The organism is Methylobacterium durans (assembly GCF_003173715.1).
In the GTDB taxonomy this organism is placed as follows: Bacteria; Pseudomonadota; Alphaproteobacteria; order Rhizobiales; family Beijerinckiaceae; genus Methylobacterium; species Methylobacterium durans.
The window spans coordinates 2,964,199-2,977,662 of sequence record NZ_CP029550.1 but is presented as its reverse complement, the minus strand read 5'-3'; the positions used below and the strand labels follow the sequence as shown (position 1 = coordinate 2,977,662).

The window sequence follows — 13,464 nt, the reverse complement described above, 5'->3', positions numbered from 1 at the left end:
GGGGAGAGCAGCAGGGGCGTCTTCATCGGATGCGCGCCACGCCGCCGCGCAGGCGTGAGGCGCCGCGCGCGGGTCCCCTCGCTAGCCTGCCTCGCCGCCTCGCGATCCGTCCAGGATCCGCCCGCCGAGGAGGCCGTTGAGGCCGATCACCAGCACGATGGCGGCCGCGTGCACGGCGAGATCCGTCGCGGTCGCGTCGTGCGGATGGAGCGGGACGAGGAGCGCGGCGGCGGTGGCGGCCGCCGCGAGCCCGGCCAGCGCCGCCGTGAGGTTCGGGCGCAGCGGGCAGGCGCGCCGCAGCATCAGCACGAGCAGCACGGAGAGCGGCAGCGACACGCCCATCACGAACACGAAGCAGCCGCGCATCTCCTCCGCCTCGGCGATGCCGGAGGCGGGCGCGAGCCACGCGCGCAGGCACCCGAGCCCGCTCGCCCCGAGCCAGAGCGCGAGGGGCGGAAGGGGCAGGAGGGCCCAGGCGGCCGCGCGGCCGGGCACGCTGGTCTGGAAGGCGCCGACGGCCGCCGCGGCCGCCGTCAGCGCCGCCCCGACCGCCGCGAGGCGCAGATCCGTCACGCCGAGGCGGGCGTGGAGGCCCGACAGGTCGGCGAAGGGCAGAACGAGAAGGCCGAGGGCAAGCGCCGCCCCGCCCCACAGGACGGCCCGGCGCCCCGGGGCGCTGAGGCGCCGCACCGGCGTCAGGCGGCCCGCCAGCTCCTCGACGAGGCGGTCGTGGCGGTCGAGATCAGGCATCTCGGCCCTCCCGGTCGGAGACGAGAGCCGCGCGAAGCGCCTTGAGGGCGCGGTGCAGGTTCACCTTGAGGGCCCCCTTGCTTCGTCCGGTGAGCGCGGCGGTCTCGTCCAGGGAGCGCTCGCCGAGGGCGAGGTGCTCGACCGCCTGCCGCTGGCCTGCCGGCAGGTTCGCCACCGCGCGGGCGAGCCGGGCCTCGCGCAGGCGCGCCTCCTGGCCCTCCTCGAGGGCCTGCCCCGGTGCCGGCCCGGCATCGACCTGATCCTCGAAGGCGGCCGGATCGTGCACCTCCTGCGGCCGGCGCGAGCGGCGGCGCAACGCATCGACCGCCCGCCGCTGCGCGATGGCGCGCAGCCAGGGCAGGAAGGGGCGGGACGGATCGTAGGTCGCCCGCGCCCGGTGGACCGTCAGCAGCGTCTCCTGCACCACGTCGTCGACGGCGGCCCCCCGCACCCCCTGACCGCGGGCGACACCCGCGATCACGGGCACGCAGGCGCGCAGCACCCGGCGATAGGCGGCCGCGTCCCCGTCCTGCGCCGCCCGCATCGCGGCCGCGAGATGCGCCTCGCCGGGTCCTGTCGCGTTTCGAGCGGGCATGGCGGGCTGCGCGTCCGGCCGGACCGCCGACGGGCCCGGCATCGGGATCGGGTGTGCGAGAGCGGCCATCGTCCGCCTCCCGGCCGCAGCAGGCTACTTCTTCATCGTGTCCTTGGCCATGCCGTCCTTCTCCATCGAACCCTTGTGCATCTGGTCCTTGTGCATCGAACCCTTGTGCATGCCATCTTTCCCCATCGAGTCCTTGGCCATCGAATCCCGCGCCGCGGGCTCCTTCACGGAATCCTTGGTGCCCCCTTCCGCGGCGAGGGCCGGGGTCGCGGCGGCGGCGATCGACAGGATAAGGGCCGAGGCGGTGCGGATCAGAGTGCGCATGGGATCTCTCCTCTGGGGGGCGTGCCTGGATGGGGACGCCACGGAGAGGCTTTCGGCGCCGCAGGGCCGCCGGTTACGCGCCGGACTGTTGTGCGGACCGGCATGGTCGCGCGCGACGGCGAACGTCCAGCTTCCCGCCCGTTCCCGCCGTTCCTTCGGGAAGCGCGTCGCGTGCTCGACGTCCTGGCGCGGGTCGATCATCGCCTCGAGCCTCGCGAATTTCGCTTAGTCATGATGGTGGCTGATCTGCCTGCAGCCGAGGTCACAGAGGCGCTCGCCCTCGGCCTGCGCTCGTCGCGCGAGGCGCTGCACCACGTCGGCCGCACGCGCGCCGAAATCGGCCTTGCCGGCGATGGTCATGGCGTAGGGCTGCATTGCGGGCGCGGACCTGCGCGAAGGCTATCCCGTCCCGCGCCCGGTGATCCGGGGCGTCGGCATGGGCAACGTTGCCGGCGATCGTGGCCTGCCGCACCGCGCGGTAGCGGGCGTGCTGCGAGGCGAGGTCGTGCAGATACACGCCCGTCATGCTTGTCCCTCTCGCTCGGCCGGCGGACGCCCCGGTGCGGGTCATCCGATGGGGTCGGTCAAGGGCGGATTGATGCGTGCCGGGCAAAACCTGCGCCGTAGCTCGCCGGTCGTGTTCCGCGCTAAGCTGCCTTCTCGCCCGCCCGCCGTTCCACCTCCCCTTCCCTGTCCATGCCTCCGGAAGAGCCGCCTGCGGCGACGGATCTGCTGCCGGTCTCGGCCCGCCATGCGGGCGGGGCGGCGTTCGGCCCGGCGCGGGCGAGCACCGGATCGCGGCCAGGAACCGCTGGTCGCGGGCGGTGCTCGATTTCGAGGGCTTGCGGGCGGAGGCGTGGTGCAGCCTGGAGGCGCGGATCGCCTGGGATTCCGAGGAGGCGGCCGGCAACGCCTTCGACTTCGCCCTCGTCGGCTTCGACTTCCTGGCCGCCGACGGTTCCGGCCTCGACCTCGACCACGTGCCGGGCCTCGCGCGCAGCCTGCTGGACCCGCACAGCGCCTGGATTCCCGGGCCCGCCTACCAGCCGGAGGGGAGCGAGCGCACCCGCACGGCTTCCCTGCGCATCGCCTTCCGGGTTCCTGCCCCGGCCCGCAACCTCGCCGTGACAATCCGCTCGTGGCGCAACACGCGCCCCTTCACGATCGCCGACGCGACGCTGCGGCAGGGCTTTGACGCCGCGGAGGCCGCCGAGGAGCGCCCGCGCCGCTGGCTCGGGCCGGCGGCCGAGCCCCTGCGCCTCGCCCTAGTGCTGGGGTCCGGCCTCGTCCTGCGCGGGCAGATCCATGCCGCGCGCCCCGACGAGCACGCCGCCCGCGCCAGGATCGCCTACGCGCATTCCGATGGGGCCCCGATCGCTCCGCCTTATCCCGACACCGTCTCGGTGCCGGGCTTCGGAGCGGTGATCAACCTCGGCGCCCACCAGCAGGCGCGGCGCTTCACCCTGAACCTGAAGCCGCCGTCCGACGCGGCTTTCGTTGACGTCGCCTTCGAGCGCTGGGAGGACGCGCCGGCGGAGACCCGGGTCGAACTCCTCGCCGCCCCCGAGATCGCCCTCGAGGACCGTCTGCGGCTGGAGAGCCTGTGCGGCGACGAGGTGCTCCAAGCGCCCGCCTTCCTCGTCCGCCTCACCGCGGCCCTCGGCCTGCCGCCCGGCGCGGAATCGGCCTGGATCTCTCCGCCCGTGACGGGCGCGCCCCGCATCCTGCTGGCTCAGCGCGCCCTCCAGGGGCCGGCCGGGCCGGCCGGGCCGGCCGCTGCGCCCGCAGGCGACGCCCTCGCCCTGCGCCTCGCCGGCGCGCCGGACTGGCCGCTGCCCAGGGCGCCCGACTGGCGGGAGGACCCGTTCCGCTCGGTTCCCTGGCGCCTGGACTATCAATCGCTCGCCTGGCTCACCGCTCTGTCCGGTGAGGCGGGCCGGGCCCTGGCCCTCGATCTCGCCCTCTCCTGGTCGCGCGCCAATTCCTGGGGCCAGCCGGCCGACCCGCTGAGCCTGCACCCGGACGCCCTCGCGACGCGGGCCGACGTGCTCGGCGCGCTTCTCGCAGGCCCGGTCGAGGCCGAGGCGGCGCGCGTGCTCGTCGGCGAGATCGCCCGCCACGGCTTCGCCATCGCCGAGATCGTCGGGCAGAACACGCTGGGCCGATCCCTGCTGCAGATGCGGGCCGCCGGCGCGCTCCTCGGCATCGCCCGCACCCTGCCGCGCCTGCCGCTTTCCGCCTACTGGGATGCGCTCGCCCGGTTCGCGCTCGCCGAGGGCTTCTCCGCGCCGCTCGCCGAGCCCTCACTGCACCGGCGCCTCGAACTCCTCACCCTCGGGCGCGCGCTCGCCGCGGCGCTCGACGGCGAAGCGCCGGGGCCGGCCATCGCGGAATCCGTCGCGGCGGCGCTGCCCGGCCTCACCGCCCTCCTCGACCCCGGCGGCCGCCTGCCGCCCTTCGGCGACAGCCCGCCCGGGATCGACCACGGCGCCTGGCTCGGACGCCTCTCGGCCGTGCAGGGTCCCGTCGCCGCGCGCGGGGCCGAGGCACCGAGGCCCGGCGCGCGGCCCGATGCGGAGGGCCGCACCCTCTCGGCGCGGGCGGAAGGGGCGGAGCGGGGCTGGAGCCACTTCGCCTGCACCTTTGCCGGGCAATCGCCGCAGGACCACGCCGATTGCGGCTCCTTCGTCTTCGCCGCGCAATCCCGGCGCTGGATCGTCGAGGCTGGCGGCTCCGAACAGGCCGAGACCGGCCCGGCTCGCCACTACCTCCTCTCGCCCGGGCCCACAACGTCGCGATGCCGGACGGGCGGGAGCCGGCGGCCGGGCGCGGGCGCCTGATCGACGCGCTCGCCCTTGACGGCGCAGGCGCGCACGCACTCCTGACGAACGTGCACGGGACGGACCTGCGCCACGTGCGGACCTTCCTCATCCTCGACGATCTCGCGGGGATCGCGGTGATCGACCGCTTCGCCGGGCGCGGGCCGATCGGCTTCGCAGCTCGGGTTCACGTCGCCCCGGACGCGGTGCTCGCCCTGTCCGATCCGCGCCGCGTCCTGGCGCAGGCCGAGGGCCGGCGCCTCGGGCTCGTGCCCTGGACGCTCGCGGGCCGGGCCGCCGGCGTCGAGATCCTGTGCGGCCGCGACGGCCGGCCCGGGACGATGCAGGGCTTCCTTGCCGGCGGCGGCCTGCGGCCGGTCAGCGCGCTCCGCTACGCCTTCCGCGGGCAGGACGCCGTCTGCGGCGGCCTCCTGATCGCGACGGACAGCGGCGCGGAGGAGCGCCTCGCGCGGCTTCTCGAAGGCGCGGCGCTGGGACGGTTCCTCTCCGAGGCGTGAAGGCCGAATGGCTTTCCGGCGAAGCGGGTATGCGTCTGCTCCTTACAGAGAATATTTCCGAAATTGAAATAACCTGCCGTTGCAACAGCAACAGAAAATCGACTTCCCGACGAATTTCCGATGCCGCTGATCAATCGAATCCCGATAATCCAGGAAACTCAGCTTGTGAGACCTACAGCCCGATTGCAGACAATGGTGCTGAAGCATAACATCAGCCGGTTATTTTCATGGGAACGGCGATGCCCCTGTTTCGATACCGGACCGGCGCGATCATCCTCGCTTGCATGCTGCCCTGCGCGGCGGAAGCGCGACAACTCTGCGGACGCGACGTCGTGCCGTTCGCGGAGATGATTGCAGGGCTCAGGGCGCAGCCCGGCACGCAGGTCACGCGCGAGACAGCCTCGCTCATCGAGTTGCAGGATTCCCAGCAGCTGATCCTCTGGACGATGGCCAAACCGGCAGGGAATCGGCCCGCCGCTTACATCTGCCGGAAGGTCGTGCAGGAGGACGGACAGGTGAAGATCCTGATGACGGCCGAGTGCGTCGGAAGCACGCCCGGCTGCGACGGCTTGATCGCGCGCGTTCTCGCGGAGCAGCACAAGGCGACGGCACCGCTCCGGCAGAGATGAGCAGCGCGGGCTCGGCGTCGAGTTGGCCGAGCACCGCCTCCTCGGCCGTGCCGCGTGTGACGCCCTTCGCGACGAGGAGGACGGCGGCAAGCGAGACGATCAGCACTGAGAGCGCGATCGAAACGGCGAGCCCGAGAGCGATCAGGATCGCCGGCACCGGCAGGATCAGCACCGCGAGGATGCAGACGATGCCGCCCGCGACGCCGAAATCCCGCCGAGGCCGCAGCTCCGCGGCGGGCAGCCCGCCCACCGAGATGACAATCCATCCCCCGCTCAGGGCGGAGGCGGTTCTGGGGGCTCAAGTTTGCGCGAACATGGGGGCCGGAATCCGGCCCCGCTCGGCCCTTACCGGAAACCCGCCACGCGCCGGTCCCGCTTGCGCTCGGCGGCGGGCTGGTAGGCGATCTGGGCGTGGTGCGTGCAGTAGGGCAGGCCGGTGATCGAGCGGGCGCCGCAGAACCGGAATTCCGGCGTCGTCGGGTCGCCCATCGGCCAGCGGCACATCGATTCCCGCAGATCCATGATGGTCACCCGCTCGGAGACGGCGAGCGCCACGCCCTCGGCGGCCGGAGCGGCGGGCGGCGGGAAATCCGGCGCCGGCCGGTGCGCCGTGATGGCGATCGGCTCGGGGGCCTCCTCGGCCACCTCGATCGGCGCGCCGTCGGCCTCCTCGCGCTCGGGCTTGCGGCGCCCGTTCACGGGGGCCGGGGCAGCCTTGACCCGGCCGGCGAGGCCGAGCCGGTGCACCTTGCCGATGACCGCGTTGCGGGTGACGCCGCCGAGCTGCGCGGCGATCTTGCTCGCGCTCTGCCCATCCTCCCACAGACGGCGCAGCAGATCCACGCGCTCGTCCGTCCAGCTCAGGCCTGCTTCCATCGTCGCCCCCTCCTGAACGATGCGATCACCGCGGCCGCCTCCTCAGGCGGGCAAAGGCGGCCCGTCGCGCGAGACAGCCGCACTCACGCCGCGTCCCAGAGTGCGGGACGGCCGGTGCGAGAGCCGAACATGTGCGCCACTGGTGATGGCCGCCGGGAGCGTGCCCCCCTGGCGACGCGGATGAACCTACAAGAGGGCTCGTGGACGATGCAAGAGTCGACACTCGGCGCATCTCCCGGCCGCGAGGCGCTGTCCACCGGCAAAGCCGGCAGCCGCCCGCGCATCCCGTCGAAGCGTGCGCGACGGCACGGACCTGTGGCCCGCGCGCATCAGCTCGGCTGGACCTGCGCGATTGTCGGGAGCTGACCGGAACGTTAGAATGGCCAAGCTCGTTCGGCTGGGGGTGCGGTCAGAGGCAGGGCACGGGGACACACGCCATGGCGCGTCGGTTCGGGATCTCGCGCGGGCTGCTCGCGCTCGGCGTGGCGGGCAGCCTGGCGGCGGCTGTCTCCGGCTGCTCGTCGCTGCCGCGGACAACCTACACGGCCGAGCAGGCGGCCTTCGCGAGCGTACCGAACATCCCCGACGCCCGCGTGTTCTCCGACGCCTCGGCCGACACGTTCACGCAGCTCGCGGCCCGGCCCGAGGCGCGCCGCCAAGCCTTCTCCTACCTTGCCCTCTCGGGCGGCGGCGGCGACGGGGCCTACGGGGCGGGAATCCTCAACGGCTGGACGGCCTCGGGCACGCGGCCCGAATTCACCCTGGTGTCGGGCGTCAGCACCGGCGCGCTGATCGCGCCCTTCGCCTTCCTGGGACCGGCCTACGACGCCTACCTCACCGAGTTCTACACGAGCGGCGTCGCCGAGACGCTGGTACAGTCGCCGAGCCTGACCAACGTCCTGTTCGGATCCGGCCTGTTCGGCGACGGGCGCCTGCGCGACCTGATCGGCCGCTACGTCAACGCGGACCTGCTCGCCGCCGTGGCCGAGGAGCACGCCAAGGGCCGCCGCCTCCTCGTGGTGACGACGAACCTCGATTCCCAGCGCGCCGTGATCTGGAACATGGGCGCCATCGCCGCGAGCGGGGCCCCGAACGCGGTCGAGCTGTTCCGCGACGTGCTCACCGCCTCGGCGAGCATCCCGGCCGTTTTCCCGCCCCAGCTCATCGACGTGCAGGCGGGCAACAGCGCCTTCCAGGAACTCCACGTCGACGGTTCGGTGGTGACGCCGGTCTTCACCCTGCCGCAATCGTTCCTGCTGCGGGACGGGCGCCTGCGCACGAACGGCAAGGCCAACATCTACGTGGTGATCAACGGGCGTCTGGAGCCGGAATTCGACGTGACGCGCAACAACACGCTGTCGATCGTCGAGCGCTCCTTCACGACGGCGAGCCGAGCGCGCAGCCGGGCGACGCTCGCCACGACCTACGCGTTCACCCGCGCCAACCGGATCGGCTTCAACCTCACCTACATCGACGAGAGCGCACCCGCGACGACGGCCGCGCGGGGCTTCGACACCGCCTACATGCGCAGGCTCTACCAGGCGGGCTACGAGAAGGCCCGCCTCGGCCAGTTCTGGGAGCATACCGTGCCGGCGGCGCCGGTCACCAAGGCGGTCGCGGCGGTGGCCGCGACCGTGCAGTAGGGGCGGCCCGCCCGTCTACTTGCGCAGGATCTTGGTGACGATCCGGCCGACGAGGTTGCTCGAATCCGCGTTGCGGTCGTCGCGGGTCACGGGGCGGTCCTCGTTGCCGAGGATCTTGGTGACGATGCGTCCGATCAGGCTCATGGTGGGGTCCTCACGATGACGCGCCGCGGCGCGGCGCAAGCTTTGCCGAACCAACGGGCGGCCCGGCCCGGGTGTTCCACCCTCAGCGCACCCGGTAGTCCGCGTCCAGGCGGGCGCGGCGGGCGCCACGCCGGTAGGCGAGGACGGAGCCCGGCCAGATCGCCGTGTTGCGCCCCTCCGAATCCTGGTACCAGCTGGTGCAGCCGCCCGCCTGCCAGATGCTGTCGGAGAGCCGCGCCCGGACGCCGTCGAGGAAGCGCGCCTGCGCCTCCGGCCGCACCTCGACCGCGCTGAGGCCCCGGCGCCGCATCGCCTTGAGGCAGGAGAGGGCGTGCTCCACCTGCGCCTCGATCATCAGGATCATCGAGTTGTGGCCGAGCCCGGTATTCGGTCCCATCAGCAGGAACAGGTTCGGGAAACCCGCGACCGAGATGCCCTGGAAGGCGCCCATCCCGTCGCGCCACGCCTCGGCCAGGGTCAGGCCGTCGCGGCCCGTCACCGGCAGGCGGTGGAAGCTGCCCGTCACGTCGAAGCCCGTCGCGTAGACGATCGCGTCGAGAGCGTGCTCCGCGCCGTCCGCCATGACGACGCCGGCCGGGGTGATGCGGGCGATGCGGCCCGTCTCCAGGCTCACGTTCTCCCGCATCAGGGCGGGGTAGAAATCGTCCGCGATGAGGACGCGTTTGCAGCCGAGGCGGTAGCGCGGCGTCAGCTTCCGGCGCAGGGCCTTGTCCGGCACCGCCCTGGCGAGGTGGCGCCGGGCGAGCGCCTCCGCCTGAGCCGTCAGCTTCGAGACCTTGGTGAAGCCGAGGAGCGCCCGCACTTCGTGAATCCAGAACAAGCGCTCGCGGAAGAGCCGCCGCGCCAGCGGCACCCGCCGGTAGGCGGCCTGCGCGCGCTCGCCGATCGCGCGGTCGTGCTTCGGCATGATCCAGGCCGGCGTGCGCTGGAACAGGGTGAGGTGGGCCACCGTCCCGGCGATCTGCGGCACGAATTGCACGGCGCTCGCCCCCGTGCCGATGACGCCGACGCGCCGGTTCCGCAGCTCCACCCTGTGGTCCCAGGCGGCGGAGTGGAAGGCGGCGCCCCCGAAGCTGTCGCGACCCGGGATGTCCGGCAGGGCCGGATGGTGCAGCCCGCCCATGCCGGAGACGACCGCCCGCGCCCGCAAGGGGCCGCGGCTCGTCTCGACCCGCCACAGGGAATCCGCCTCATCCCAGGTCATCGCCGTGACGGCGGTGTTCAGCTGCAGGTGCGGCAGCAGACCGCGCGCCCGCGCCGCCGCCTCCAAATAGGCCTTGATCTCCGCCTGCTGCGGGTAGAGCCGCGACCAGTCGGCCTTTGGCACGAAGGAGAGCGAGTAGAGATGGGAGGGGATGTCGCAGGCCGCGCCCGGATAGGTGTTGGCGTGCCAGGTGCCGCCGATCCCGTCGCCCTTCTCGACGATCCGGAACGGGCCGATCCCCGCCTCGCGGCAGCGGATGCCCATGGCGAGGCCGGAGAAGCCCGCGCCGACGATGAGGACGCTGAGGATCTCGGGCACAGGGTCGTCGGTCGCGCTCATCGCGTCCTCCTCACGCTGCGGGCTCCCGCGTCTCCCGTCTCGCATGCGCCCTCAGGAAGGTCGAGGCCGCGTTGAGCGAGGCGTGCGCCTCCGGCAGGAAGGCGTGGGCGAATTGCCAGACATGCGGCACGACGGGGAAGACCCGCAGGCTCACCGTGACGCCCGCCGCCCGCGCCCGCTCCGCGAGCCGCACGGAATCGTCGCGCAGCACCTCCCGGGCGCCGACATGCAGGAGGAGCGGCGGCAACCCCGCGAGATCCGCGTAGAGCGGCGAGACGAGCGGATCGATCGGGTCCGCCCCTGCGAGATAGAGGGGGGCGAGGTGGCGCAGCACCTCCGGGTCGAACATGGCGTCGCGCTGCCCGTTCTCGATGTAGGAGGCGCCGGTGCCGACGAAATCGGTGGCGGGCGAGAACAGGACGGCCGCAAGCGGCAGGGGCAGGCCGCGCTCGCGCGCGCGCAGCATCAGGGCGAGGGCGAGGTTGCCGCCCGCCGAATCGCCGCCGATCGCCGCCGGCCCCTCCGCCGCGAACGCCTCCCAGGCGGCGAGCGCGTCGTCGAGGCCGGCGGGGAACGGGTGCTCGGGGGCGAGCCTGTAATCGGGGGCGAAGACCGTGAAGCCGCGCCGGGCGAAGGCGCCCGTCACCGGCCGGTGGGTGCGGGGCGAGCAGGCGACGAAGCCTCCGCCGTGCAGGTAGAACAGGCGCGGGCCCGCCGTCCCGCAGGGCCTGCGCACCCATTCGCCGGGAATGCCGCCGACCGCGCCGGGCTCGTAGGCGACGCCGCGGGGCTCGATGAAGGCGGTGGCCTCGAAGGTGGCCCGCATCCGCTCGACGTCGAGGCTCCGGCCCAGCCGGTCGCGCACGTTGCGGCGGACCATCCAGGCGAAGATGTGGGCGCGCAGGCTCGCCATCAGTGTCAGCGCTCCAGGCCGGAGAGCCGCGCGATCAGCCGCCAGTAGCCGACCGGCATCAGGCGCTGGATCAGGGCGACGCGGCGCGCGTCCCTGCCCACGACGATTCGCGGCGCCCGCCGCTCGATGCCGCGCAGGATCTCGGCGGCGGCGGCCTCCGGGCTGAGGCGCAGGAAGCGCTCGAAGGCGATGCGTCCCGCCTCGACCGCGGCCGCATCGAGCCCCTTCGGGTGGCGCGCGCTGCGGGCGATATTCGTCGCGACGCCGCCCGGATGCACCAGCGTGACGCCCAGGGGGCTGCCGGCGAGTTCGTGCCGCAGCGCCTCGCTGAAGCCGCGCACCGCGAACTTGCTCGCCGCGTAGGCCGTCTGACCCGGTGGCGCGATCAGCCCGTACAGGCTCGACATGTTGACGATCTGCGCGGCGGGCTCGCGCCGCAGGAGCGGCAGGAAGGCGTGGGTCATCCGCACGGTGGCGCGGAAGTTCACGTCCATCAGCCACTCGAAATCGGACAGGTCCGTCTCCGCGAAGGTGCCGCCCAGCGCCACGCCCGCATTGTTGACGAGGAGGCTCAGCCGTCCGTGGCGGGCCTCGACCGCGTCCTTGAGCGCCAGGATGGCCTCCCCGTCGACGAGATCGAGGACGTGCCGGCTCACGCGGGCCCCGGCCGCGGCGGCCTCCGTGGCCTTCAGACCCTCGGCGTCACGGTCGACCAGGGCGAGATCGCAGCCGCGCCGCGCCAGCGCGACCGCGAGAGCCGCCCCGATCCCGCTCGCCGCGCCCGTGACGAGCCCGACCGCTCCGCTGAGCGCGAAGGCCTGTGCCACATTCCCTCCTCCGGCGCCCCGCCGGGGGCGGAACCTAGCGGAATGGGCGGCCGGGTCCAGGGCGGCGGGACGTGGCGCATCTGGCCCGGATCGCGCATGGATTGCGTCGGAGTAGCCGGGCAATCGGGGGCGGAATGGTCGAGCGCGTCATCCACGCGGGCGTGAGCATCGCGCTGCTCGTCGCGGTCGCGGTCCTGGCCTCGACGAACCGGCGGGCGATCCAGCCGCGCACTGTGCTCGCCGGCCTCGGCCTTCAGATCGGCCTCGGCGCCCTCATCCTGTTCGTGCCGGCGGGCCGGGCGGCCCTCGGGGCGGTGGCCGACGTGGTCAGTCAGGTGCTCGCCTACGGAGACCGGGGCGCAGCCTTCCTGTTCGGCGGCCTCGTCGATCCGAAGATGTTCGAGCTGTTCGGCGGCGGCGGCTTCGTCATCGCCTTCCGGGTGCTGCCACAGATCCTCTACGTCTCGGCGCTGATCGGGGTGCTCTACCATCTCGGCCTGATGCAGGCGCTGGCCCGATTCCTCGGTTCGGGGCTGCGGCGGCTCCTCGGCACCGCGCCGATCGAATCCTTCTCGGCCGTCATCACCATCTTCATCGGCCAGAGCGAGATCGCGGTGGCTCTGCGCCCGTTCCTGCCGCTCCTGACCGGTTCCGAACTCTTCGCCGTGATGACGAGCGGAGCCGCCTCGACGGCGGGCTCGATCCTCGCGGGCTACGCCACCCTCGGCGTGCCGATGACCTACCTGCTGGCAGCCTCCTTCATGGCGATCCCGGGCGGGCTCCTCTACGCCAAGATCCTGGTGCCGGCGGTCGAGCCGACCCGGATCGTGACCACGCGGGTGGAATTCGGCGAGCGCCGGGCGGCCAACGTCATCGAGGCGGCGGCCGACGGCACACAGAAGGGGCTTGCGGTCGCCGCCGCGGTCGGCGCCATGCTGATCGCCTTCGTCGGGCTGATCGCGCTGGCGAACGGCATCGTCGGCGCGCTCGGGGGGCTCGCCGGCTACCCTGACGCCTCGATCGAGGCGATCCTCGGCTACGGGTTCGCTCCGCTGGCCTGGCTCCTCGGCGTGCCCTGGGAGCAGGCCGCCCTCGTCGGCGGAGCGCTCGGGCAGAAGATCGCCTTCAACGAGTTCCTGGCCTACGCGAACCTCTCGCCGGTTCTGAAATCCGGCAGCCTCGATCCGCGCACGGCCGCGATCCTGTGCTTCGCGCTCTGCGGCTTCGCCAACCTCGCCTCGATCGCGATCCAGCTCGCGAGCTTCGCCAGCCTCGTGCCGGAGCGTCGGGCCGAGGTGGCGAGCTACGGTCTGCGCGCCATCCTCGGCGGCACGCTCTCGAACCTGACGAGCGCGGCCATCGCGGGGCTGTTCATCGGCGGGTGACGACGCGGATAAGGCGGGACCGGCCTCGCGGCCGGCCCCTCCCCGCGTCGATCCTAGTTCAGCGCGGCGGCCTCCTGCACCGCGGCGCGGGTGCGGGCCGGCGCCACCGTGACGGCCTCGCCCTTCCGGGCGATCTCGACCGCGTCGGCCGCCTGACCGAGGCCGCGCGGCGCCGAGAGGGTCACCCGCTGGCCCTCGGCGAGCACCGCCTCGAAGCGGACGGCCGGAGCCGCGGCGCGGGGCGCCAGGGTGACGACGACCCGGTAGCCCTCGGCTTCCGGCATGACGTAGGCGACGCCCGCGAGCGTACCGAGATCGACGCTCTGCGCTCGGGCGGGTTTCAGGCCCTCGGCATTCGCCGTGCCGGCGGCGAGGAGGGCGGTGGCAGCGAGGATTGTGGTCCGGATGGTCATGGTGTCTGGGTCTTTCCGCTGCGCAAGGCGCCTATCGGCCTTGCCTGTGAGGCGA

The 13,464-nt window shown here is 73.1% G+C and carries 15 protein-coding genes; 5 read left to right on the top strand and 10 right to left on the bottom strand.

The genetic code is table 11. The features are described 5' to 3' along the window. Positions 1 to 81 precede the first annotated feature (81 nt). The 4 genes from DK389_RS13665 to DK389_RS33425 all read right to left on the bottom strand — a co-directional run bounded on the left by DK389_RS13665 (position 82) and on the right by DK389_RS33425 (position 2,053). Positions 82 to 750, bottom strand: coding sequence for an NrsF family protein (locus tag DK389_RS13665; protein WP_109890322.1), 669 nt, complete (start codon positions 748 to 750; stop codon positions 82 to 84). Next, the gene (locus tag DK389_RS13660) at positions 743 to 1,345 is read right to left on the bottom strand and encodes an RNA polymerase sigma factor (protein ID WP_109896372.1); all 603 of its coding nucleotides are present in this window, start codon (positions 1,343 to 1,345) and stop codon (positions 743 to 745) included. The genes DK389_RS13665 and DK389_RS13660 overlap by 8 nt, the downstream gene beginning before the upstream one ends. Positions 1,346 to 1,438: 93 nt before the next feature. After that, positions 1,439 to 1,879 carry a pentapeptide MXKDX repeat protein gene (locus DK389_RS34225; protein WP_236960856.1) on the bottom strand — a complete coding sequence of 147 codons (441 nt, stop codon included), beginning with the start codon at positions 1,877 to 1,879 and terminating at the stop codon, positions 1,439 to 1,441. A 24-nt stretch (positions 1,880 to 1,903) separates the two neighbouring features. Further along, positions 1,904 to 2,053: a hypothetical protein gene (locus DK389_RS33425; RefSeq protein ID WP_194075203.1), complete on the bottom strand. Its 150-nt coding sequence runs from the start codon at positions 2,051 to 2,053 to the stop codon at positions 1,904 to 1,906. A 449-nt stretch (positions 2,054 to 2,502) separates the two neighbouring features. Here DK389_RS33425 and DK389_RS13640 point away from each other — a divergent pair, with 449 nt between their 5' ends. From DK389_RS13640 to DK389_RS13635, 3 genes are all read left to right on the top strand, one after another. Beyond that, a complete protein-coding gene (locus tag DK389_RS13640) occupies positions 2,503 to 4,518 on the top strand; it encodes a hypothetical protein (protein ID WP_236960855.1) in 2,016 nt (671 codons plus the stop codon). Then, complete coding sequence (locus DK389_RS34220; protein ID WP_236960854.1) at positions 4,476 to 5,015, top strand: hypothetical protein; 540 nt, start codon at positions 4,476 to 4,478, stop codon at positions 5,013 to 5,015. The genes DK389_RS13640 and DK389_RS34220 overlap by 43 nt, the downstream gene beginning before the upstream one ends. A 239-nt stretch (positions 5,016 to 5,254) precedes the next feature. Beyond that, positions 5,255 to 5,644 carry a hypothetical protein gene (locus DK389_RS13635; RefSeq protein ID WP_109896369.1) on the top strand — a complete coding sequence of 130 codons (390 nt, stop codon included), beginning with the start codon at positions 5,255 to 5,257 and terminating at the stop codon, positions 5,642 to 5,644. Positions 5,645 to 5,989: 345 nt separating this feature from the next. On the opposite strand, the gene DK389_RS13630 is transcribed toward DK389_RS13635, so the two are convergent. After that, entirely contained in the window at positions 5,990 to 6,520 is a 531-nt protein-coding gene (locus tag DK389_RS13630; RefSeq protein WP_109890320.1) for a GcrA family cell cycle regulator, read from the bottom strand. Positions 6,521 to 6,957: 437 nt separating this feature from the next. On the opposite strand from DK389_RS13630, the gene DK389_RS13625 reads away from it, so the two are divergent. Continuing rightward, entirely contained in the window at positions 6,958 to 8,163 is a 1,206-nt protein-coding gene (locus DK389_RS13625; protein ID WP_109890318.1) for a patatin-like phospholipase family protein, read from the top strand. 15 nt (positions 8,164 to 8,178) lie between these two features. On the opposite strand, the gene DK389_RS13620 is transcribed toward DK389_RS13625, so the two are convergent. The 4 genes from DK389_RS13620 to DK389_RS13605 all read right to left on the bottom strand — a co-directional run bounded on the left by DK389_RS13620 (position 8,179) and on the right by DK389_RS13605 (position 11,611). Continuing rightward, entirely contained in the window at positions 8,179 to 8,307 is a 129-nt protein-coding gene (locus DK389_RS13620) for a TFIIS helical bundle-like domain containing protein (protein WP_109890316.1), read from the bottom strand. 82 nt (positions 8,308 to 8,389) lie between these two features. Beyond that, positions 8,390 to 9,871 (bottom strand): flavin-containing monooxygenase, encoded by a 1,482-nt coding sequence (locus tag DK389_RS13615; RefSeq protein ID WP_109890314.1) that lies wholly within the window; start codon positions 9,869 to 9,871, stop codon positions 8,390 to 8,392. Between the two features lie 10 nt (positions 9,872 to 9,881). Further along, the gene (locus tag DK389_RS13610; protein ID WP_109890312.1) at positions 9,882 to 10,784 is read right to left on the bottom strand and encodes an alpha/beta hydrolase; all 903 of its coding nucleotides are present in this window, start codon (positions 10,782 to 10,784) and stop codon (positions 9,882 to 9,884) included. Between the two features lie 5 nt (positions 10,785 to 10,789). Next, positions 10,790 to 11,611, bottom strand: a complete 822-nt coding sequence (locus tag DK389_RS13605; RefSeq protein ID WP_109890310.1) for an SDR family NAD(P)-dependent oxidoreductase — start codon at positions 11,609 to 11,611, stop codon at positions 10,790 to 10,792. 134 nt (positions 11,612 to 11,745) lie between these two features. On the opposite strand from DK389_RS13605, the gene DK389_RS13600 reads away from it, so the two are divergent. Then, positions 11,746 to 12,996 carry a NupC/NupG family nucleoside CNT transporter gene (locus DK389_RS13600; protein ID WP_109890308.1) on the top strand — a complete coding sequence of 417 codons (1,251 nt, stop codon included), beginning with the start codon at positions 11,746 to 11,748 and terminating at the stop codon, positions 12,994 to 12,996. A 53-nt stretch (positions 12,997 to 13,049) separates the two neighbouring features. Here DK389_RS13600 and DK389_RS13595 read toward each other — a convergent pair whose 3' ends face one another. Continuing rightward, positions 13,050 to 13,409, bottom strand: coding sequence for a hypothetical protein (locus DK389_RS13595; protein WP_109890306.1), 360 nt, complete (start codon positions 13,407 to 13,409; stop codon positions 13,050 to 13,052). Positions 13,410 to 13,464: the final 55 nt, after the last annotated feature.